Genomic DNA, 19,154 nt, shown 5'->3' on the forward strand with positions numbered 1-19,154 from the left:
GCCCGACGGATGGCCGACCCCGGCGCCAGGCGGCAGACTGGGACGCATGACCCTCTGGCACAGCGAGGACCTCGACCTCGCCCGGTACCTGTCGAAGCTCGGTCTCGCCGGATCCCTCGAACCCACTCCCGACACCCTGCGCGACCTCCATCGGGCGCATGTCACGTCGATCCCGTTCGAGAACCTCGAGATCATCGCCGGCCGACCGATCCTTCTCGACCTCGAATCGGTGCAGCGCAAGCTCGTCACACGACGCCGCGGCGGGTACTGCTTCGAACACGTCACCCTGCTCGCGGCCGCACTCGAGCGACTCGGCTTCCGATTCACCGCACTGTCCGGCCGGGTGATCCTCGGCGACGGCGCCCCCGAGACCCGTCCGGCCACCCACGCGCTGCTCGTCGTCGAGTTCGACGACGGCACCCGGTACCTATGCGACGTCGGGTTCGGGCGCGGCCCGCTGGAACCCCTCCCGCTCATCGACGGCGCCGAGGTGAATCAGGGCGGCTGGCGGTTCCGGCTGTCCACGTCTCCGGTCGGCGATCTCTTCGCCAGCGAGCACTGGACACTGTGGCAACTCGGCGAGGAGTGGGTCGGCCGGGCCTCGTTCACCCTGCACCCGCAGTTCCCGATCGACTACGCGGTCGGCAACCACTTCGTCTCGACGTCCCCGCGATCCCCGTTCACCGCCCGGACCTTCGTCCAGTACTTCGACGAACACGTTCACCAGACCCTCGACGGGACCACCTGGACCACCGAGTCTCCGGACGGCACCGCCCAGAGCCGGCAGCTCTCGCCTGCCGAGCTCCCCGATCTGCTCGCCGACGTATTCGGCATCGAACTGAAGAACGACGACCGCGCCGCGGTCATCGCGGCGGAGACCGATCGCACCACCGAAACCGGCTCCTAGCACCCGTTTTGCCTGTGGGCCACGCGACTCGGTACGATCATGAGCGCTGTCGCGAGACAGCACGCCGCCTTAGCTCAGTCGGCAGAGCGATTCACTCGTAATGAATAGGTCGGGGGTTCAATTCCCCCAGGCGGCTCCATGTGATGAGCCGCGACATCGTTTAATCGCGATGTCGCGGCTCATCTCTCGTTGAGCGGCATCCTCGCCGCACTCACCGTCCGGAAAGCACTCCAGACACCGAACTGTCACCCGAACGTCCGATTAGTCGTCATTCCGACGATCTCGCCGGCCCACATCAATAGCGTCCGGTCCATCCGAGGCATCGATCGACAGGACCACTCCACATGACGCTCCGCACCTTCCGACGGTTCTTGATCGTCGCAGTCGCCACGATGGGCCTGGTGGCCGGTCTCACCCTCGTCTCCCCCGGTCAGGCCGCCGCTGCGACCCGCTACGACGGCCCGACGCTCAAAGCCGAACAGGGTGACTTCGCCGGGAAGAACCTGCGCCTGACGCTCACCGATCCGAACGTCCCGACCGGCGTCCTCGGCGGAAGCTCCTGCACCTCCATCCTGATGAACGGCACCGAGGCGCTTCAGGCATTCGTCGCGTTCAACGCCCAGAACTACCTGGAACTGCTGCGCATCATCGCCGCGTCGCACAGCCCGCTCGGTCCCGCCGCGTCGAACAGCCTGCTCAGCCCGGGAACGAACTCGAACACCAAGACTGTCACGGTCCCGGACGGGGTCTACCTGTACTTCGGGACCTGCGGCGGCTTGAACACCGCTCTCGACCCGAGCAACATCGGCGTGACGATGCGGCCCGTGATCGTGCCCGACGGCGTCGGCAGCATCAGCCCGGTGATCGACTTCGGCAGCCTGGCCATGCAGTCCGGCGCGGGTATCGCCGACATTCTGGCCATCTTCTCCCTCCTCGGCAACGGTTCCTGACCCTCCCCACTCAGCAGTGTTCCCCGTGACCCGCTGCGGGTCACGGGGAACACTGCTGATCTCCGGGTTCGCGCCGCAGACGCCGCCGGCACGGACGAGAATGTGGAGTCATGACGATGCCCGCGTTGTTCCTCAGCCATGGCGCCCCACCCCTGGTGGACGACGAACGCTGGGTCGCCGAACTCGAGCGGCTGGCAGGCGAACTCCCGCGGCCGAAGCAGATCCTGATCGTCTCCGCGCACTGGGAGGCGGCGCCGCTGACCATCGGCGCGACCGACTCCCGGGTGCCGCTGACCTACGACTTCTGGGGATTCCCCGACCGCTTCTACGAAACCACCTACGACTCGCCGGGTGCACCGGACCTGGCCGACCGCATCGCCCGGCTGATGCCCGTGGGCGAGGAGGTGCACCACGACGCCGAGCGCCGCCTGGACCACGGTGCCTACGTCCCACTCACCGTGATGTATCCGGATGCCGACGTCCCGGTGCTGCAGGTGTCGATGCCGACGCTCGACCCCCAGCGGCTCCTGAAGCTCGGGCAGCGACTCACCGAGCTACGCGACGAGGGGGTGCTGATCATCGGGTCGGGCTTCACCACGCACGGCCTGCCCTACCTCGACGATCCGTCACCGACTGCGACTCCGCCGTCGTGGTCCGTCGACTTCGATCAATGGGCGCACGAGCGGTTCGCCGCGGGCGACGTCGACGGGTTGCTCGACTTCGCCCATCGCGCGCCGGGAATGCCGTACGCGCATCCGCGCACCGAGCACTTCGCGCCGCTGTTCGTGACGCTCGGCGCTTCGACCACGATCGACGCCGTTCCCGACGAGCCGATCGACGGATTCTGGATGGGCCTGGCCAAGCGCAGCATCGTGGTGAGCTGACCCCGGGACCGACGCCGTCAGAAGCTGAACAGCCAGGGGTTCGCGGCACAGGCCGCCCTCGACGTCCGATCTCCCCGCAGCGCATTCAGCACGATCGACATCGCTCGTGGCGAGTACACCATCGACAGGTGGTCCGACGTGTCCTGCTCACAGCCGTTCTGCAAGGTGACGTTCCGGACCCCCGGAGCGCGCAGGAAGGCGCTGTCGTACGGGGTCACCACCTCGTCGTATCGACTCGCGACGATCGTGTAGTCGACGCCCGGGAACGTCGTTCGCCCGGCGTTGAGCTTCTCGATGAACGACGATCCGACCGACTGTTCGATCGCGCCGGTGCCGGTCAGCCAGGCGTAGAACCCCATCACGTCGAGTCCGGCATCGCTGATCTGTCTGCCGATCCACGCCATTCCGTCGAGCGTGGTCCCGTGATTCGGCGTCGCGAGCATCACGAACCGGCCGATCTTCGTCTTGGCCGGATCCGCCGCGTCGGCACCGCCGTCGTGCTTCATCCACTGCCGGACCACCAGCCCGCCCTGGGAGTGCGCGACGACGTCGACCTTCGCGGCGCCCGTCGCCGTGCGGACACGATCGATGTAGTGGCCGAGTTGGGCGGCCGATCGGGCGATTCCGGCCACGCCGTTCGCCGCGGGCAGCAGGGTGGCGACGCCACCCTGGTCGAAGACGTCGGTGCGGCCGTAGCTGGGAGCGAAGACGCAGTACCCGGCCTTCGCGAGCACCGGTGACAGGCCGGCCCAGTTGTCATACCCGTTCTCGTAGGTCCCGTGGACCAGCACCACCGGATTCTGTCCCGGCTTCGGCCGGCAGCCGAAGTCGTCGGCCCCCGGGGGCGCCTGGTCTGGGTGCAGTTGGGCGTACGCGTAGCCGGCCCAGAACCCCTGCTGAGCTGGACCGGTGCCGACGGTTCCGGGTATCGACGGCAGCGCTCGCGGTTCGGCGGACACGGGAGCGGCCGGGAGCAGCGCGGTGAGGGCGATCGCCGCACACAGCAGGGCAGTCTTGCGAATCTTCATTCTCTCTTCTCTCATCGAAGGATGGTCAGGCCGCGGATGCCGTCGCGGCAGCGGCGGCGTGTCCGAGCCAGTCGAGTGCCGCGCGGGCGGTCCAGAACGACAGCGGGAGGTGCCACCCGAACGGTGACCGCTGGTACTCCACCTCGACGCCGAGTGCGCGGTACCGGCCCACCAGCGCCGCGACGTCCGATACCGCGATCACCTCGTCCCGCTCGCCCTGCTGCACCAGCAGCGGCACCGCGGGCGCCGACTCGCCGGGCCGGATCTCGGCGAGGACCGCGGCCAGCCGCGGATCGCGCAGCAGGCCGTCCAACCCGTATTCCAGGTGATCGCCCACGTCGAAGAGGGCGAACCGCATGAGCGCCGCGAGCGGGGTGAGCGTGGCGGCCACGCTCAGTGAGGTGCGCAGTTCCGGGCGGGCGTGGTCGTCGACGACCGCATCGAGTTCCGGGTACGCGCGCAACAGCCCGGCGAGGAAGACCATGACGAAGCCGGCGAACCGGCCGCCGTTCAGTCGCTTGAAGGTCGCCGCCAGATCTCCGACCGGAGCGCCCGCGACCGCCCCGACCACGGTGAGCTCCGGCGCGTGGATCCGCGCGGTCTCGGCAGCCCAGAGCGTTGCCAGACCGCCGCCCGAGTACCCCCACAGTCCGACGTGCGGCGGCAGACTGCCCGCGGCGTCGTCCGCGTAGACCGCCCGCACCGCGTCCAGCGCACGATGGCCGGGCTCCCGCGGCGCACCGAGCCGACCGCGACGACCGCAGTGGTCGGGCACCGACACCGTCCAGCCGCGTCTCAGCGCCGCGACGATCTGCGGCAACTCCAGATGCGCCAGACTCCCGGCGGCCCGCGATCCAGACCGCAGCCCGTACGACGGCAGGGCCCGCGGCGTCACCGCGTCAACGGCGCACTGGAACGACAGCACGCCCACCGCGGGCGCACTCGGACGGAGCACCGTGGTGACCGCGCACTCGGCGACGCCGTGACGATCCGAGGTCCGGTAGAGGAGTTGATCGGCGCGGATCGGCAGGGCCGGTCCGCCGAACGACCCGATGTTCACCGACCGTCGACGAAGGACCGAGCCCGGCGCGACGCCGACCGGGTCGTCCGGGTCGTCCGGGAATCGATAGAAGTGGTCCAGCTCTGGTGGTCGGATGGATGCAGTCACGATCTCTCACCGTAGGAACGCCGACGGCACCGGTCACTGCGCTCTGGAGAGAGATTCCGGGCCGGATTTCGTCACCGGAGACAAACCCCGGTGGCACCGGCCGGACCGCATCGGGGATCCATCAGAATGTCTGCATGCCCCAACAGATTCCGGACGAATCCGGGTTCCTGCCGCGCCTGCGGGCGCAGTGGCCGCGGATCGCCGCCGAGATGCTCCGCGGCGGAATCGCGGCCACCGTGCCGAGCGGTCTGCCGGAGGACCATTTCAACGACGAGGTCCTCCCCGCGATCATCCTCTGCGGGAACGCGGCGTTCGAGGCGCTCGCCTACGACCGCGCGCTGTCGTACGACGAGGTGCACGCCTTCGCAGCCCCGGTGGCCGAGCGTCACGCCGAGGACCGGCTGCCGCTGCGCACCTTGCTGACCGGCATCGCCGACTCCGCACAGATCCTGCTGGCGGAGGCCGCGGCGCTCGCCGGCCCGGCCGACCTCGCCGAACTCGTGACCTTCGGGCAGCGTCTCCTGACGCTCCTGAGCAACATCAACATCACGGTGGTGTCCACCTACACCGAGGTGGAGCAGTCCATCTATCACGCGGAGCGAGAGGCCCGGCGCGAGCTGTGCGCAGCCCTGGTGGCCGGGCGTCCCGCCGCCGGCCTCGCCGCACGCGCGGACACCGCGGTCGCCGACTCCTATTCGGTGTTGAGCATCCGGCTCGACGTCGACGACAGCCCGGTGAGTGCGGCGCATCTGATCACCCGGCGCCGGATGCGACTGCTCCAGCGCGCCCTCGACGAGCTGACGACCGAGACCACCCCGTCACTGTTCGACGGTGTGCATGGCACCGCGCTGATCGCCGGATACGCATCTGCCACCGCTCACCGCCAGGAGCGGTGGCAGATGCTCGCCGACCGCCTCACCGAGCAGTTCGGCGCCGATGTGCATGTCATCGTGACTCCGGACGTCGCGCCGGAGGATCTTCCCGCGGCCGTCGCCGACGGTGGCGAACTGGCCGAGCTCGCCGCTGCCCTTGGCCGTCCGGCCGGAGCGTACGGGCTCGACGATCTGCTGCTCGAATACCAGATCACCCGGCCCAGCCCGGCGCGCGATCGCCTCGCGGCGAGAGTGAGTCCGCTGTTCGAGCAACCGCACCTGCTCGACGCCTTGCAGGCGCACCTGAAGCACGGTGCCAATCGGAAGGAGGCGGCACGCGAGGTGTTCGTCCATCCGAACACCCTCACCTACCGGCTTCGACGGGTCGGCGAGCTGACGGGCCTCGACCCCGCCGATCCGCACGACTCGCGGATCCTCGCCGCCGCCCTCACCGTGACGCGGCTGCAGCATCGCCCGATCCGCGCATGATCGCCGGCTGGGCCGTGTTTCGAACTACACCAGCCCGCCGAGCCAGATCCCGATGCCGCACGCGACCACCGAGCCGACCAGTGTCCCGACGCCGTAGACGACGGCGCGTCGTCCTTCGGCTCGGACGGTCTCAACCGCCGCTGTCGAGAAGGTGGTGAACCCACCGCAGAACCCGGTGCCGATGACCACCTGCCAGCCGTGCCCGACCCCGGCGAACATCACCAGGCCGGCGATGAAGCCGATGAGCAGCGACCCGCCGAGGTTGATCGCGAACGTGGGCCCGGGGAATGCCGACGGCCATCGGCGACGGCTGTAGTAGTCGACGAGGTAACGGGCGACGGCGCCCAGTGCTCCGGCGAGCACGGTCACACCGAAGATCATGCGCGCCCGCTCCGCAACGGGAGCAGCCGGCGCGCTGCTCGCATCCCCGACAGTGCGAGCAGCACACCGGCTGCCACGCTGACGACCGCGTAGGCGATCGCCAGGCCATAGTGCTCGCCACGACCCAGCAGATCGATCTCCAGCGCAAACGCGCTGTAGGTGGTCAGAGCTCCACAGAAACCCGAACCCACTGCCAATCTCACTCGACGCCGCCATCCGACGTCGCGTCCAAGCCGCGCCAACCCCTCTAACAGCGCGCCGAGGACGAAGGCCCCGACGAGGTTCACCGCGAACGTCCCCCACGGCCACTGGCCGTCGTTCGCGGGCCACATCTCTTCGGCGAGCCACCGCACCGCGGTACCCGCCACTCCGCCGACGAACACCCAACCGATCGCCGCCAGGATCTCCTTCTCCACCACCCGGACTCCTTCGCCTTCGATATCGAAAGAGTACGACTCGCTCACTTCCCTCATCTGCGCCCGACTTATAGTTGAGGCAGGTTCCGCACCGTCCGAGGAGACCCCATGTCTGAGTTCATCGACAAGATCAAAGAGAAGGCCGAAGCGGTCTCCGCAGCGATCGACAACGAGTTGACGGTGCTGGAGGGCGCCGGAGGCGACGATCCGTTCGCCGAGCCCGACGATCCGGAAGCCGCCGAAGCGACCGACTGATCGCTACGCGTCGCCCGCGGCCCCCAACCGCCGGCTCACGTACCACCCGGCCGCGACCGGGACGCACATGATGCCCGCGAAGATCGCGGTCCCCACCAGTGGCTGGACGAAGACGTCGCCGCCGGTGTATCCGACTGTGCCGTGGTACAGCACCGAGACCGCGTAGTAGAGGATCGTTGCCAGCATCAGTCTGGACACGACCGCCCCGGACCGGCCGATCCGAGCCTCCGAGTTCTTCGCTGTGAGCATGGAGACCATTTCACGCGCACGCGCGAGGGTCACCAACTCGACGACGCGCGAAACCCACTGAAACCGCAGTTCAGAAGCGATGGAGATTTTCTCCGGTCCGGAGAGAATCGACTCGCGGCAGCCCCGATTCACCCCTCAGCGGTGCGACAGCTGCCTGCCGATCTGAACCACCATCGCATCGACGGCGAACTTCGGCTTCACGTTGGTCTCAAGGGCCTCCCGGCAATCGAGGACGGCTTCGATGCACCGCAACAACTGTTCCGGCGACGCATGCCGGGACATCGGACCGGTGAGATCCTGGGCCTTGTCCGGGTGCATCAGGGTGACCTGCGCGCCCATCGCAAGAGACAGCCCGTCGCGGAACAACGCGGCGAGGTCGACGAGCGCGCGGTCGAGCACGTCGCGCATCGTCCGCGTCCGCCGTGACTTCTGCCGCTTCTCCAGTTCCTTGACCGCGCCGGCCGTGCCGCGCGGCGGTCGCGCGGTGCCCTTGCCCGTGCCTCCCGCGCCGAGCGCGGTCATCAGCTCCTCGGTCTCGGCGGCGTCGCGCTCGGCGCTGATCTGGTTCGCCGCGTCGGTCGCTGTCTTCACGAGGGTCTCGGCGGCCGCGAACGCCGTCGAATCGCGAGTCGCCGCGCGGGCGAGGCCGAGCGCCTGGTCCCGCTGCTGTCGCGCCGAGGCGTCGGTGGCGAGCCGCTTGGCCCGGCCTACGTGCCCGCCGGCGACGGACGCCGCCCATTCCGCGCGGTCGGCCTCGATCCCGTCGCGATCGATCAGCACCCGCGCGATGCCTGCGGCGGCGGGTGCGGTGAGACCGACGTGCCGACATCGCGAGCGCAGGGTGATCGCGATGTCCTCGGGTGCGACCGACGGGGCGCAGAGCAGGAAGATCGTGCGATCCGGCGGCTCCTCCACGGCCTTGAGCAAGGCGTTCGCACCCTGCTCGGTGAGACGGTCCGCGTCCTCGACGACGACGATCTGCCACCGGCCGGTGGTCGGCCGGCGCGCGGCGAGCTGCACGATGCCACGGATCTGTGCGACGGAGATGGTCAGTCCCTCGGGAACGATGTGCCGGACGTCGCCGTGCGTGCCTGCCAGCACGGTGGTGCAGGCCCGGCATTCGCCACACCCGACCTCGTCCGGCGCGTGACACTGCAGCGCGGCCGCAAAGCACGTCGCGGCCACCGACCGGCCGCTTCCCGGCGGCCCGGTGAACAGCCACGCGTGGGTCATCGACTCCCGCACCACTGTCTCGACCTCAGCCGCGGGCTCGTCGGCGAACATCGACACCGCACCGTCGTCCGCCTCGTCCAACCTGGCGGCCGCCGAACGTGCGGAGGTCGCCGCGGTGAGGAGCTCGTCGACGAGTCCGTGCTGGCCGATCATCCGGTCAAAGACATTTGTCACATCAGCCAGCCTAAAGCCCTGCTCAGACAACACGAACTCTCCGGGGTGTTTAACAATTGCAAGCATCCCGCTACCTTGGATGACATGGTAAAACGACGGTCTGGGATGTCCCGGGCAGCGCACACCTTGCGCTGGCTGGCACATACGCCATGGCCCGTCCTGGCGCTCGACATGCTCCGCGCCAACCTGATCGGCGCCCTGTTCACGTTCGCATTCCTCCGTTTCGGGATGCCGCGGGTCGACTCGATCTCCATCAGCGAGTTCAACGCGCAGAACCAGGCCGCCTTCGGTCTCTACCTGGTGATCGCGATCGTCGTCGGCGCCTACCTGTCGATCCAGCTGAGCATGCCGGTCCTGATCTGGCATCGCCGCCGGACCAGACTCGACGACGAGGCGGCCCGCAAGCGCGCGCTCAATCTGCCCACCCTGCTCACCTTGGTGAACCTCGGCCTGTGGGGTGTCGGCGGCGTGATCCTGGCGGTCATCAACCTGCGGACGTCGATCAAGGACTTCGTCGTCGTCATCATCGCCAGCCTCATCGGTGCGATGGTGACCGCGGTGCTGAGCTTCATGCAGGCCGAGAAGGTGCTGCGGCCGATCACCGTCGCCGCCATGGCCAACGACCCGGACAACTCCAACGCCCCAGGTATCGCCACCCGAATCACGGTGTTCTGGATCGTCTCGGTCGCCGTACCGATGTCGGTCATCGCCGCGCTCGTCCTGCTGCAGCGCTTCGGGGTGATCGACACCGACGCCGAGGGGCTGGAGCGACCGATCCTCTGGATGGCCGCGGCCGCCGTGGTGTTCGGACTGCTGGCGATCACCCGGCTCGTCCGTTCGATCACCGATCCGGTGAAGCAGATGCGCGTCGCCCTGAACCAGGTCCGCGCGGGCAATCTCAACGTCGCCGTGAAGATCTACGACGGCAACGATCTCGGCCTGCTCCAGGCCGGCTTCAACGAGATGGTCGCCGACCTCCGCGAGCGGCAGGAGCTGCGCAATCTGTTCGGCCGCTACGTCGGCGAGGACGTGGCCCGCCGGGCGATCGAGACCGGGACCGAGCTCGGCGGCGAGGAACGCTACGTCGGCGTCCTGTTCGTCGACATCGTCGGTTCGACGCGACTCGCCGTGAACCGGCCGCCGCGCGAAGTGGTCGAGCTGCTCAACGACTTCTTCCAGGTGGTCGTCGACGTGGTCGGCAGGCACGGCGGTTTCGTCAACAAGTTCCAGGGCGACGCGGCGCTCGCGATCTTCGGCGCACCGCTCGATCAGGCCGATTTCTCCGGGTCCGCGCTGGCGGCCGCCCGCGACCTCCGGGTCGAGTTGGCGCGACGGCTCGGCGACGTCGACATGGGCATCGGGGTGTCCGCGGGCAAGGCCGTCGCCGGCCACATCGGTTCCGAACAGCGGCTCGAGTACACGGTCATCGGCGACCCGGTCAACGAGGCCGCCCGACTGACCGAGCTGGCCAAGGACGAACCGACCCGCGTCCTCGGTTCGGCGCGGGCGGTGTTCCTCGCCGGCGACGACGAGGCCGAGCACTGGCGGATCGGCGAAGGCGTCGAGCTCCGCGGCCGTGGAATCGAGACCCTGCTGGCTCGTCCCGACATCGACGTCGCCGAGCCGACCACGACCCTGGACTGACCGCACGCGCGCACGCGGACCGCTCCTGGCGAGCGTGGTGACCGTATAGCGGTCACCACGCTCGGAGCAGAGGGGACTCAGTCGTCCGACTTCGGCGTCGTCTTCTTCGGCGTCGTCTTCTTCGCGGTCGTCTTCTTCGCTGCGGTCTTCTTCGCCGTCGTCTTCTTGGCCGTCGTCTTCTTCGCGGCGGTCTTCTTGGCCGTCTTCTTCGCGGCCTTCTTGGCCGGGCCGCGGGCACGACGGTCGGCGAGCAGTTCCATCGCGCGCTCGGGCGTGATGGTGGCGACCTCGTCCCCCTTGCGCAGGCTGGCGTTGGTCTCACCGTCGGTCACGTACGGGCCGAAGCGGCCGTCCTTGATGACCATCGGCTTCTCGCTGACCGAGTCGTTGCCGAGTTCCCGGAGCGGGGGCGCAGCAGCCGCCCGGCCTCGGCGCTTGGGCTCGGCGTAGATCTTCAGCGCCTCGTCGAGGGTGACCGTGAACAGCTGTTCCTCGCTGGTCAGCGACCGCGAGTCACTGCCCTTCTTGAGGTACGGACCGTAGCGCCCGTTCTGCGCGGTGATCTCCTCTTTGCTCTCCGGATCGACGCCGACGACCCGCGGCAACGACAGCAGCTTCAGCGCATCGTCGAGCGTGACGGTCGAGATCTCCATGCCCTTGAACAGCGACCCGGTGCGAGGCTTGGGACCGGCCTTCTTCGCGGCCTTCTTGGCCGTCTTCTTGGCGGTCTTCTTCGCGGTGGTGGTCGACGTCGCGGTCGCGACCGACCCCGAGCCGCCGCTCGGGACGTCGTCGAGCGCGACGACCTCCTCGCCGCCGCCGCGCGGCGTGGGACCGGCCGGGATGGTCGGCACCGGCGCCGACGTTCCCGGATCCTCGCCGCCGTCCTTGTCGGCCTCGTCGTCCTCGGACGGAAGGATCTCGGTGACGTACGGGCCGAAGCGGCCCTCCTTCGCCACGATCTGGTGGCCGGTCGCCGGGTCGACGCCCAGCACGCGACCCTCCTGCGGGGTCTCGAAGAGCTTCTCCGCGACCTCCAGGGTCAGTTCGTCCGGCGTCATGTCCGACGGGAGGTTGGCTCGCTGCAGATCTGGCTCGGCGTCCGGACCTGCGACGTTGCGCTCCAGATACGGGCCATACCGTCCGACGCGGACGAACACCGGCCTATCCTGCGAATCGTCGAAGAGCTTGATCGAGTTGACCTCTCGGGCGTCGATGCCCTCCAGGTTCACGCCGACCATCTTCTTCAGACCGCCGACCCGGGCCATCGCCCCGGCCGCGTCGTCATCGTCGTCGACATCGGGAGCGTCCGCGTCGGCGCCGAAGTAGAACTCGCTGAGCCAGCGGGTGCGGTCGGCGTTGCCCGACGCGATCTGGTCCAGATCGTCTTCCAGGGACGCCGTGAAGTCGTAGTCGACGAGACTGTTGAAGTAGCCCTCCAGCAGTCCCACCACCGCGAACGCGATCCACGACGGGACCAGCGCGCTGCCCTTCTTCACCACGTAGCCGCGGTCCTGGATGGTGCCGATGATCGAGGCGTAGGTCGACGGGCGACCGATGCCCAGCTCTTCGAGCACCTTGACCAGCGACGCTTCGGTGTAGCGGGCGGGCGGATTGGTCGAATGTCCGTCGGCGGTGAGCGACGCGGCCGTGAGGGCCTGGCCTTCACGCAGATTCGGCAGTCGGTTCTCGGCGTCGTCGGCCTGGCCGCCGGCGAGCGCGTCGACCGTCTCCACGTACGCCGACAGGAAGCCGGGGAACGTGATGGTCCGGCCGGACGAGGCGAAGGTCACCTGTTCACCGGTCGACGCGCGGCCGCCGATCTTCAGGCTCATCGTGGTGCCGCGAGCGTCGGACATCTGGGAGGCGACGGTGCGCTGCCAGATCAGTTCGTAGAGCCGGAACTCGTCGGTGTCGAGCGCGGATGCGACCTGGCCGGGGGTCCGGAAGGAGTCGCCTGCGGGGCGGATCGCCTCGTGCGCCTCCTGCGCGTTCTTCACCTTGCGGGTGTACTGACGCGGCGTCGGGTGGACGTAGTCGTCGCCGTAGAGCTGTCGTGCCTGGCTGCGGGCGGCATTGATCGCCGACTCGGAAAGCGTGGTCGAGTCGGTACGCATGTACGTGATGTAGCCGTTCTCGTACAGCCGCTGCGCGATGCGCATGGTGCGGTCGGACGAGAAGCGGAGCTTGCGGCCGGCCTCCTGCTGGAGCGTCGAGGTCATGAACGGCGCGTACGGGCGGCGGGTGTAGGGCTTCTCCTCCACCGACGTGACCGACAGCGAGGCGCCCTCGAGCGCGGCCGACAGTGCGGTGGCCCGCGCCTGATCGAGGACGGTGACACCCGCAGCCTTCTTCAGCTTGCCGTCGGCACCGAAATCACGGCCGGTGGCGACGCGATCGTCGCCGATGTTGACCAGACGCGAGGCGAAGGTCCGTGGAGACGCCGACTCACCGGCGTCCATCGTCGCGGCGATGTCCCAGTAGTCGGCCGAGACGAACGCCATGCGCTCACGCTCACGCTCGACGATGATGCGCGTGGCCACCGACTGGACACGGCCTGCCGACAGCTTCGGCATGACCTTCTTCCACAGGACCGGCGACACTTCGTAGCCATACAGCCGGTCCAGGATGCGGCGGGTCTCCTGGGCGTCGACCATGGGCATGTCGAGCTCGCGCGGGTTCTCGGCGGCGGCACGGATGGCCGACTCGGTGATCTCGTGGAACACCATGCGCTTGACCGGGATCTTCGGCTTCAACGTCTCGAGGAGGTGCCAGGCGATCGCCTCTCCCTCGCGGTCACCGTCCGTCGCGAGGTAGAGCTCGTCGACGTCCTTCATCAACGACTTCAACTCGGAGACGGTCGACTTCTTGTCGGCCGACACGACGTAGAGCGGCTCGAAGTTGTCGTCGACGTTCACACCCAGACGAGCCCACGGCTGCCCCTTGTACTTGGCGGGCACGTCGGCGGCCCCGCGCGGGAGGTCGCGGATGTGTCCCCGGGACGACTCGACGACGTAGTTCCCGCCGAGATATCCCGCGATCTTGCGAGCTTTGGTCGGCGACTCCACGATGACGAGACGCCGGACGGCTGAGGATGCGTTGTCGGTGGCGGCCACGGGTGCCCTTCAGTTCAGAGAATTGCTGCTCGATGCCGTTGTACCTTATATAACGCGTCTTCTGCACGTCACCTCAGATAGTGACGGTAGGGACGTTAGTCCCCAGCTGCGACAACGAGTGTCGCCCGAACGGTTCCTACCGCGTCGGATCCGGCCAGGTCGCGCACTGTCACGACGCCGGCCAGACGCCGTCGGGAGCGCCCTCGGGTGCGATTCCGACGGTCTCGGCGAGTCGCGTGATCCGCTTCCGGCTGGAGACCCGCAGCGCATGGGCGCCGCCTTTGACGCCGACGAGCGTCGGCGCGATTCCGATCCGCATCAACGATGTCGACAACGGCGCATGCGTGTCCGGCGCGTGCGGGTCCAGGCCCAGCAGATAGTGCGCGCCGTCCGGTCGCCCCGACGCGAGCGTCCACAGCCGTAGCGCGTGCGGAGTGGGCGTCCACCCCTCGGGCACGGCCTTCACCGCACCTGCCGACCACGCTCGATGCAACGCCGTGATCCGCGGGTTGGCCTCGGTGCGCGCCAGTGGGCGGCCCTCCTCGGACGTGAGGATCTCCGCTTCCAGACCCGCACCCCGGATCTCCGCGCAGATCTCCTCCGCGCGCCACTCATCGGCGACCACGACGGACACGCGCGCACCCCAGCTGGTATGCACCGACTGACCCTGTGCCGCAAGTAATCCGGCGAGGTCCGCGATGGCCGGATCCTCGATCTCCGCAGAGAACAGCGACATCTGACTCACATGACCATCGTACGACCCGCATGTGACAGTTCGGTCTCCGGCCGACACGACAAAGACCGGACTCCCGGCCGCTGACGCGGTCCGGGAGTCCGGTGGAAGTCTTGGTCGAGTCCTGACGGACTCAGTGGAGACTAAAGGGCGTGAACGCCGGTGGCCTGCGGGCCCTTGGTGCCCTGACCGACCTCGAACTCCACGCGCTGGTCCTCTTCCAGGGTACGGAAGCCGTTGCCCTGGATCTCGGAGTAGTGCACGAAAACATCGGCATCGCCGTCGTCAGGCGCGATGAAGCCGAAGCCCTTCTCCGCGTTGAACCACTTCACAGTTCCCTGTGCCATTTACTGCATTCCTTTACATTGCATTGCATCACCCGACGCAGCGGAGCCGCGACGGTGGCCTGTTCCGACCGCCATACTTCAACAAGCCTCGCCGGGTGGCGATGGAACCAACTGCAGTACACCGACCGCAACGTACTCCGAGTCAATCGGAGCGAGCGACCGCCCTAAGCTAATCACGTTCCACACGTGTTTGACACCCGGATCCGGCAGGTTGTCTGCCGACACGCCGAATCGGGCCGAAAGTCCCTGCGTACCATGGGTGATTCACTCGACTTCTTTTCGACCACTGTGAGGCGAACGATCGCATGTCCGAGCTCAGCTACGGCGGCGAGCTGCTCACGCGCACGCTCGCCGGCACCTCGGACGATCCCGGTCCGCTCACCCACATGACCGTCATCGGTTCCCGGTCGGCCGAGGTCACCGAATGGCCGGACTGGGTCCACCCCGCCGTCCGCGACGCCTTCGTCGAACGAGGCGTCCGCCGGCCCTGGCGGCACCAGACCGAGGCGGCCTCGCTCGCCGCCTCGAGCCGCCACGTCTGCGTGTGCACCGGCACCGCGTCCGGCAAGTCCCTCGCCTACCAGCTGCCGGTGCTCACCACATTCGCCGACGACCACAACTCGACCGCGCTGTATCTCTCACCGACCAAGGCCCTCGGGACCGATCAGCTGCGATCCGTGGCCCAACTGATCGCGGGCCGGCCCGAGTTCGCCCATCTGCAACCGTGCTCCTACGACGGCGACACCGACTCCGAACTGCGGCAGTGGGCGCGCATGCACTCGCGATGGATCTTCACCAACCCGGACATGCTGCAGATCGGCATCACCTCGACCCATCCCCGATGGCGCGCGTTCTTCGCCAAGCTGCGCTACATCGTCGTCGACGAATGCCACCACTACCGAGGCGTCTTCGGCTCGCACACCGCGCTCGTCCTGCAACGGACGCTGCGGATCGCCCGCAAGTACGGCGCCGACCCGGTCGTGATCGGCGCAAGCGCCACCGTCTCCAATCCCGCGCAGGCGCTCTCCCGCTTGATCGGTGAGGACGTCGTCGCGGTGACCGAGGACGCCTCACCCCACGGAGAGCGGACTGTCGCCATGTGGGAGCCCGGTTTCCTCGACGAGGTGACCGGCGAGAACGACGCGCCGGTCCGCCGATCCGCCGGTTCGGAGGCCGCCCGTCTGCTGGCCGACTTCGTCATCGAGGGCGCCCGCACCCTCTGCTTCGTGCGGAGCCGGCGCGGCGTCGAGGTCACTGCGGTGCGGGCCCGGCAGATCCTCGCCGACGCCGCGCCCGACCTCGTCGACCGCGTGGCCGCCTACCGCGCCGGCTACCTCGCCGACGACCGCCGACGCCTCGAACAGGCGATCTCCGACGGCGAACTCCTCGGCGTCGCGACCACCAATGCACTGGAGCTCGGCGTCGACATCTCCGGGCTCGACGCGGTGGTCGTGGCCGGCTATCCGGGAACCGTCGCCTCGTTCTGGCAGCAGGCCGGTCGTGCGGGACGACGCGGCGAGGGCTCGATCGTGGTGATGATCGCCCGCGACGACCCGCTCGACACCTACCTCGTGCATCATCCGGAGGCCCTGCTCGAGCGGGCGGTGGAGGCCACCGTCACCGACCCGACCAACCCCTTCGTCCTCGGCCCTCACATGCTGTGCGCCGCAACCGAGTTCCCACTCACCGAGGAGGAGGTGGCCGCGTTCTCCGCCGGCGAGGTCGTCGCCGAGCTCACCGCCGCAGGCAAGCTCAAGCGCCGCAAGGCCGGGTGGTACGCCGCACCTGGCCTCGATCCGCACGGCGACATCGACATTCGCGGCGGAATCGGCGGTCAGGTGCTGATCGTCGACGCCACCACCTCGCGACTGCTCGGCACCGTCGACACCGCTCGGGCGATGACGTCGGTCTACCCCGGCGCCGTGTATCTCCACCAGGGCGAGAGCTTCGTCGTCGACGAGCTCGACCTCGACGACGGGCTCGCCCTGACCCACCCGGAGGAACCCGACTGGACCACGTCGGCCCGCGAAGTCAGTGACGTCACCATCATCGAGACGCACGACCGACGCACCTTCGGTCCGCTCACCGTCGCGAGCGTGTCCGTCGAGGTCACCAACCAGGTGGTCGGCTACCTCCGCAAGGCGCTGTCCGGCGAGATCCTCGACTCGGTCCCCCTGGACCTCCCCGAGCACACCCTGACCACCCGTGCGGTGATGTACACCCTCACGCAGGAGGCGATGATCGACGCGGGTATCGCCCTCGACAAGTTCCCCGGCGCCCTCCACGCCGCCGAGCACGCTGCCATCGGCATGCTCGGCCTCGTCGCCACCTGCGACCGCTGGGACATCGGCGGGCTCTCCACCGCGATGCACCCCGGCACCGGACTCCCGACCGTATTCGTCTACGACGGTTTCCCCGGTGGCGCGGGCTTCGCCGACCGCGGCTACGAGGCCTTCACCGACTGGATCTCGGCCACCGACGAGGCCGTCTCGTCCTGCGGCTGCACCTCCGGTTGTCCCTCCTGCGTGCAATCCCCCAAGTGCGGCAACGGGAACGAGCCGCTCGACAAGGAGCACGCGATCAAACTCCTCCGCCTGATCGGCCGCTTGCAGCGCTAGGCCCGGTCACGACCCAGTCCGTAATCCGCGCCGTCACCGCTCGATCAGCCGGCCGTCTCCGCTCAATCAGCCGGCCGTCTCCACCGGCCCCGCTCGGGCCGCGGCCACCGCGTCCCGAATCCCGTACCGGCCCAAGCTGATCCGCACCGCGACCCGCACCTGCACATCACCTCCGTCGACCGAGCAGCCGACGACCCGCGGCGCTCCCTCCTGTCTCGCCGCCAGCCGCCTCGCCTCCCCACATCCGTCGCCCTGCCCGCTCGACTCCGCTGCCGCCCCCGCCAGCGCCGCGAGATCGGCGGCCGACTGCGCTCGGTGCCGGGCCACCACCGCCGCGCCGACGTACAAAGCCGCGACCAGCAGCATCGCCAGCGCGGCGATCACCGCCGCCCCGGCGACGGTCGAGAACCCCTCGTCACCCGACCGCCTCCGGCTCGCGCGCCGCCACCGCCGTCGCCGACACCGTGACCAACGGCAGAAGCGGCACCCCTGACGACACCTGGACGACCACCTCGTCGCCGTCACCTCGCACCTCGATCTCCGCACCGCGCGGCGCGACCGCCGTACCCACGCGGCGGGCGGTCGAGTCGCCCGCCGCCGTCAACCGCGCCACCTCCCGAGCAGCGTCGGTGCACCGGATCTGCGCCGACGCGCCCGCCACCGCTCCCACCCCCAGGAGCAGGAATGCCGCGATCGCCGCCATCGCGTACGCCGCCTCCACCGTCACCATGCCGGACTCGTCGCGCCCCAGACGACGACCCAGTGCAGCGAGCAGCCTCAGCACACCTCATCCCGCCGAGGTGCTGAGCGCCTTGCCGATGATCCCGGTGAGCGCACTGACCACCGAGTCCCCGGTCACCACCGTGTACAGCAGAGCTCCGAACGCCGCCGCGGCGATCGTGCCGATCGCGTATTCGGCGGTGCTCATCCCTTCCTCGTCCACGGCCAATCGCAGTGCCGCGTCGCCGATCTCGCGCCACCGCTGGACGAACACTCTCCCCACCGACATGACGTCCCCCTTCGTCGTTCTCGGATCGTCGAACCCTTGCACTCCTTTAGACGCACCACAGCGGCAGCCGGTTCCACGGCCCTCGGCGTGTCGCGGGTCAGGCTCCGCAGACCACCGACCGCCCGAATCGAGTCGAGCACCAATCGGTGAATCCCGGCATGTGCAGGACCGTGACGCCGTCCTCGTCGGCGGGGCGCAGGATCCCCGTCCAGGACTGACCCGGCCGATTTCCGAGCGGCTCACCGGTGTGCCAGGTCATCGTCGAGAGCGTCACCACGATCCCGTTGCCGTGCGCACCCCAGGTGGCCGTCCACTTCTCGACGTCGGCGGCGCCCGCTGCCAGCGAGACGGTCGCCGTCCCGTCTGAATCGAGCACCAGGTCACGACCATGACCCGTCCATTCGCCGTAGTACTGCGCGAGATCCGACCGCGGCGTCTCCTCGACATCGGACGGCGGGTTCTCCGCAGACACCGTCGGTGCAACCGTCGCCGTCGACGACCCGCCGTCGGATGCCTGCACCACCGACTTCGTCACCGTGACCACCGAGGGTGATGCGCTCGAACTCACGGTGGTGTCGACGCCTCGATCGCATGCGGAGATCCCGCTCACCGCTAGCGCCGCCGCGGCTACGGCGGACCATCGATAGATCGTCTGCTTGCCCATGTACAGCAGCGTGCGCG

20 protein-coding genes and 1 tRNA gene are annotated in these 19,154 nt (G+C 68.7%); 8 read left to right on the forward strand and 13 right to left on the reverse strand.

Annotated features, from left to right (window positions below):
• Window positions 1-46: 46 nt before the first annotated feature.
• The 4 genes from SCNU_RS10845 to SCNU_RS10860 all read left to right on the forward strand — a co-directional run bounded on the left by SCNU_RS10845 (window position 47) and on the right by SCNU_RS10860 (window position 2,741).
• On the forward strand, window positions 47-907 hold the full coding sequence (locus tag SCNU_RS10845; protein ID WP_009679415.1) for an arylamine N-acetyltransferase family protein: 861 nt from the start codon (window positions 47-49) through the stop codon (window positions 905-907).
• Between the two features lie 63 nt (window positions 908-970).
• Window positions 971-1,046: transfer RNA gene (locus SCNU_RS10850), tRNA-Thr, on the forward strand.
• A 205-nt stretch (window positions 1,047-1,251) separates the two neighbouring features.
• Window positions 1,252-1,857, forward strand: coding sequence for a hypothetical protein (locus SCNU_RS10855; RefSeq protein WP_009679416.1), 606 nt, complete (start codon window positions 1,252-1,254; stop codon window positions 1,855-1,857).
• Between the two features lie 110 nt (window positions 1,858-1,967).
• The gene (locus SCNU_RS10860) at window positions 1,968-2,741 is read left to right on the forward strand and encodes a dioxygenase family protein (protein WP_009679417.1); all 774 of its coding nucleotides are present in this window, start codon (window positions 1,968-1,970) and stop codon (window positions 2,739-2,741) included.
• A gap of 17 nt (window positions 2,742-2,758) precedes the next feature.
• Here the strand turns inward: SCNU_RS10860 and SCNU_RS10865 are convergent, their stop codons facing one another.
• Window positions 2,759-3,769 (reverse strand): esterase/lipase family protein, encoded by a 1,011-nt coding sequence (locus SCNU_RS10865; protein ID WP_009679418.1) that lies wholly within the window; start codon window positions 3,767-3,769, stop codon window positions 2,759-2,761.
• A 25-nt stretch (window positions 3,770-3,794) separates the two neighbouring features.
• Entirely contained in the window at window positions 3,795-4,937 is a 1,143-nt protein-coding gene (locus SCNU_RS10870) for a lipase family protein (RefSeq protein WP_009679419.1), read from the reverse strand.
• A gap of 134 nt (window positions 4,938-5,071) precedes the next feature.
• On the opposite strand from SCNU_RS10870, the gene SCNU_RS10875 reads away from it, so the two are divergent.
• On the forward strand, window positions 5,072-6,298 hold the full coding sequence (locus SCNU_RS10875; RefSeq protein ID WP_009679420.1) for a PucR family transcriptional regulator: 1,227 nt from the start codon (window positions 5,072-5,074) through the stop codon (window positions 6,296-6,298).
• Between the two features lie 24 nt (window positions 6,299-6,322).
• Here the strand turns inward: SCNU_RS10875 and SCNU_RS10880 are convergent, their stop codons facing one another.
• On the reverse strand, window positions 6,323-6,679 hold the full coding sequence (locus SCNU_RS10880; RefSeq protein ID WP_009679421.1) for a fluoride efflux transporter FluC: 357 nt from the start codon (window positions 6,677-6,679) through the stop codon (window positions 6,323-6,325).
• The gene (locus tag SCNU_RS10885) at window positions 6,676-7,143 is read right to left on the reverse strand and encodes a fluoride efflux transporter FluC (RefSeq protein ID WP_009679422.1); all 468 of its coding nucleotides are present in this window, start codon (window positions 7,141-7,143) and stop codon (window positions 6,676-6,678) included. The genes SCNU_RS10880 and SCNU_RS10885 overlap by 4 nt, the downstream gene beginning before the upstream one ends.
• Before the next feature lie 60 nt (window positions 7,144-7,203).
• On the opposite strand from SCNU_RS10885, the gene SCNU_RS20610 reads away from it, so the two are divergent.
• Entirely contained in the window at window positions 7,204-7,350 is a 147-nt protein-coding gene (locus SCNU_RS20610; protein WP_009679423.1) for a hypothetical protein, read from the forward strand.
• Between the two features lie 3 nt (window positions 7,351-7,353).
• Here the strand turns inward: SCNU_RS20610 and SCNU_RS10890 are convergent, their stop codons facing one another.
• Both SCNU_RS10890 and SCNU_RS10895 read right to left on the reverse strand, forming a co-directional pair.
• A complete protein-coding gene (locus SCNU_RS10890) occupies window positions 7,354-7,599 on the reverse strand; it encodes a hypothetical protein (RefSeq protein WP_040518234.1) in 246 nt (81 codons plus the stop codon).
• A 135-nt stretch (window positions 7,600-7,734) separates the two neighbouring features.
• On the reverse strand, window positions 7,735-9,006 hold the full coding sequence (locus SCNU_RS10895; protein WP_040518216.1) for a DNA polymerase III subunit delta': 1,272 nt from the start codon (window positions 9,004-9,006) through the stop codon (window positions 7,735-7,737).
• Between the two features lie 105 nt (window positions 9,007-9,111).
• On the opposite strand from SCNU_RS10895, the gene SCNU_RS10900 reads away from it, so the two are divergent.
• Window positions 9,112-10,650, forward strand: coding sequence for an adenylate/guanylate cyclase domain-containing protein (locus SCNU_RS10900; protein ID WP_009679426.1), 1,539 nt, complete (start codon window positions 9,112-9,114; stop codon window positions 10,648-10,650).
• A 77-nt stretch (window positions 10,651-10,727) separates the two neighbouring features.
• Here the strand turns inward: SCNU_RS10900 and topA are convergent, their stop codons facing one another.
• From topA to SCNU_RS10915, 3 genes are all read right to left on the reverse strand, one after another.
• Window positions 10,728-13,766: a type I DNA topoisomerase gene (gene topA, locus SCNU_RS10905; protein WP_009679427.1), complete on the reverse strand. Its 3,039-nt coding sequence runs from the start codon at window positions 13,764-13,766 to the stop codon at window positions 10,728-10,730.
• Between the two features lie 169 nt (window positions 13,767-13,935).
• Window positions 13,936-14,511, reverse strand: a complete 576-nt coding sequence (locus SCNU_RS10910; protein WP_009679428.1) for a hypothetical protein — start codon at window positions 14,509-14,511, stop codon at window positions 13,936-13,938.
• A 131-nt stretch (window positions 14,512-14,642) separates the two neighbouring features.
• The gene (locus tag SCNU_RS10915; protein ID WP_009679429.1) at window positions 14,643-14,846 is read right to left on the reverse strand and encodes a cold-shock protein; all 204 of its coding nucleotides are present in this window, start codon (window positions 14,844-14,846) and stop codon (window positions 14,643-14,645) included.
• Between the two features lie 305 nt (window positions 14,847-15,151).
• On the opposite strand from SCNU_RS10915, the gene SCNU_RS10920 reads away from it, so the two are divergent.
• Window positions 15,152-17,464 carry a DEAD/DEAH box helicase gene (locus tag SCNU_RS10920; protein ID WP_009679430.1) on the forward strand — a complete coding sequence of 771 codons (2,313 nt, stop codon included), beginning with the start codon at window positions 15,152-15,154 and terminating at the stop codon, window positions 17,462-17,464.
• A gap of 66 nt (window positions 17,465-17,530) precedes the next feature.
• Here SCNU_RS10920 and SCNU_RS10925 read toward each other — a convergent pair whose 3' ends face one another.
• The 4 genes from SCNU_RS10925 to SCNU_RS10940 all read right to left on the reverse strand — a co-directional run bounded on the left by SCNU_RS10925 (window position 17,531) and on the right by SCNU_RS10940 (window position 19,137).
• Window positions 17,531-17,989, reverse strand: a complete 459-nt coding sequence (locus tag SCNU_RS10925; protein WP_083812591.1) for an Rv3654c family TadE-like protein — start codon at window positions 17,987-17,989, stop codon at window positions 17,531-17,533.
• On the reverse strand, window positions 17,880-18,194 hold the full coding sequence (locus SCNU_RS10930) for a TadE family type IV pilus minor pilin (RefSeq protein ID WP_050792813.1): 315 nt from the start codon (window positions 18,192-18,194) through the stop codon (window positions 17,880-17,882). The genes SCNU_RS10925 and SCNU_RS10930 overlap by 110 nt, the downstream gene beginning before the upstream one ends.
• 57 nt (window positions 18,195-18,251) lie before the next feature.
• Window positions 18,252-18,473, reverse strand: coding sequence for a DUF4244 domain-containing protein (locus tag SCNU_RS10935; RefSeq protein ID WP_009679433.1), 222 nt, complete (start codon window positions 18,471-18,473; stop codon window positions 18,252-18,254).
• Window positions 18,474-18,570: 97 nt separating this feature from the next.
• Complete coding sequence (locus SCNU_RS10940; RefSeq protein ID WP_040518217.1) at window positions 18,571-19,137, reverse strand: hypothetical protein; 567 nt, start codon at window positions 19,135-19,137, stop codon at window positions 18,571-18,573.
• Window positions 19,138-19,154 lie beyond the last annotated feature (17 nt).

Origin of the sequence: Gordonia neofelifaecis NRRL B-59395, assembly GCF_000192435.1 — a bacterium.
Classification (GTDB): domain Bacteria; phylum Actinomycetota; class Actinomycetes; order Mycobacteriales; family Mycobacteriaceae; genus Gordonia; species Gordonia neofelifaecis.

What these genes read in the sequence shown, in the direction of transcription:
- SCNU_RS10930 (WP_050792813.1), bottom strand. Translation starts at nt 18,194, where the DNA reads ATGGTGACGGTGGAGGCGGCGTACGCGATGGCGGCGATCGCGGCATTC.
- SCNU_RS10920 (WP_009679430.1), top strand. Translation starts at nt 15,152, where the DNA reads ATGTCCGAGCTCAGCTACGGCGGCGAGCTGCTCACGCGCACGCTCGCC.
- SCNU_RS10875 (WP_009679420.1), top strand. Translation starts at nt 5,072, where the DNA reads ATGCCCCAACAGATTCCGGACGAATCCGGGTTCCTGCCGCGCCTGCGG.
- SCNU_RS10900 (WP_009679426.1), top strand. Translation starts at nt 9,112, where the DNA reads ATGTCCCGGGCAGCGCACACCTTGCGCTGGCTGGCACATACGCCATGG.
- SCNU_RS10855 (WP_009679416.1), top strand. Translation starts at nt 1,252, where the DNA reads ATGACGCTCCGCACCTTCCGACGGTTCTTGATCGTCGCAGTCGCCACG.
- SCNU_RS20610 (WP_009679423.1), top strand. Translation starts at nt 7,204, where the DNA reads ATGTCTGAGTTCATCGACAAGATCAAAGAGAAGGCCGAAGCGGTCTCC.
- SCNU_RS10845 (WP_009679415.1), top strand. Translation starts at nt 47, where the DNA reads ATGACCCTCTGGCACAGCGAGGACCTCGACCTCGCCCGGTACCTGTCG.
- SCNU_RS10880 (WP_009679421.1), bottom strand. Translation starts at nt 6,679, where the DNA reads ATGATCTTCGGTGTGACCGTGCTCGCCGGAGCACTGGGCGCCGTCGCC.
- SCNU_RS10865 (WP_009679418.1), bottom strand. Translation starts at nt 3,769, where the DNA reads ATGAAGATTCGCAAGACTGCCCTGCTGTGTGCGGCGATCGCCCTCACC.
- SCNU_RS10940 (WP_040518217.1), bottom strand. Translation starts at nt 19,137, where the DNA reads ATGGGCAAGCAGACGATCTATCGATGGTCCGCCGTAGCCGCGGCGGCG.
- SCNU_RS10915 (WP_009679429.1), bottom strand. Translation starts at nt 14,846, where the DNA reads ATGGCACAGGGAACTGTGAAGTGGTTCAACGCGGAGAAGGGCTTCGGC.
- SCNU_RS10860 (WP_009679417.1), top strand. Translation starts at nt 1,968, where the DNA reads ATGACGATGCCCGCGTTGTTCCTCAGCCATGGCGCCCCACCCCTGGTG.
- SCNU_RS10890 (WP_040518234.1), bottom strand. Translation starts at nt 7,599, where the DNA reads ATGCTCACAGCGAAGAACTCGGAGGCTCGGATCGGCCGGTCCGGGGCG.
- SCNU_RS10935 (WP_009679433.1), bottom strand. Translation starts at nt 18,473, where the DNA reads ATGTCGGTGGGGAGAGTGTTCGTCCAGCGGTGGCGCGAGATCGGCGAC.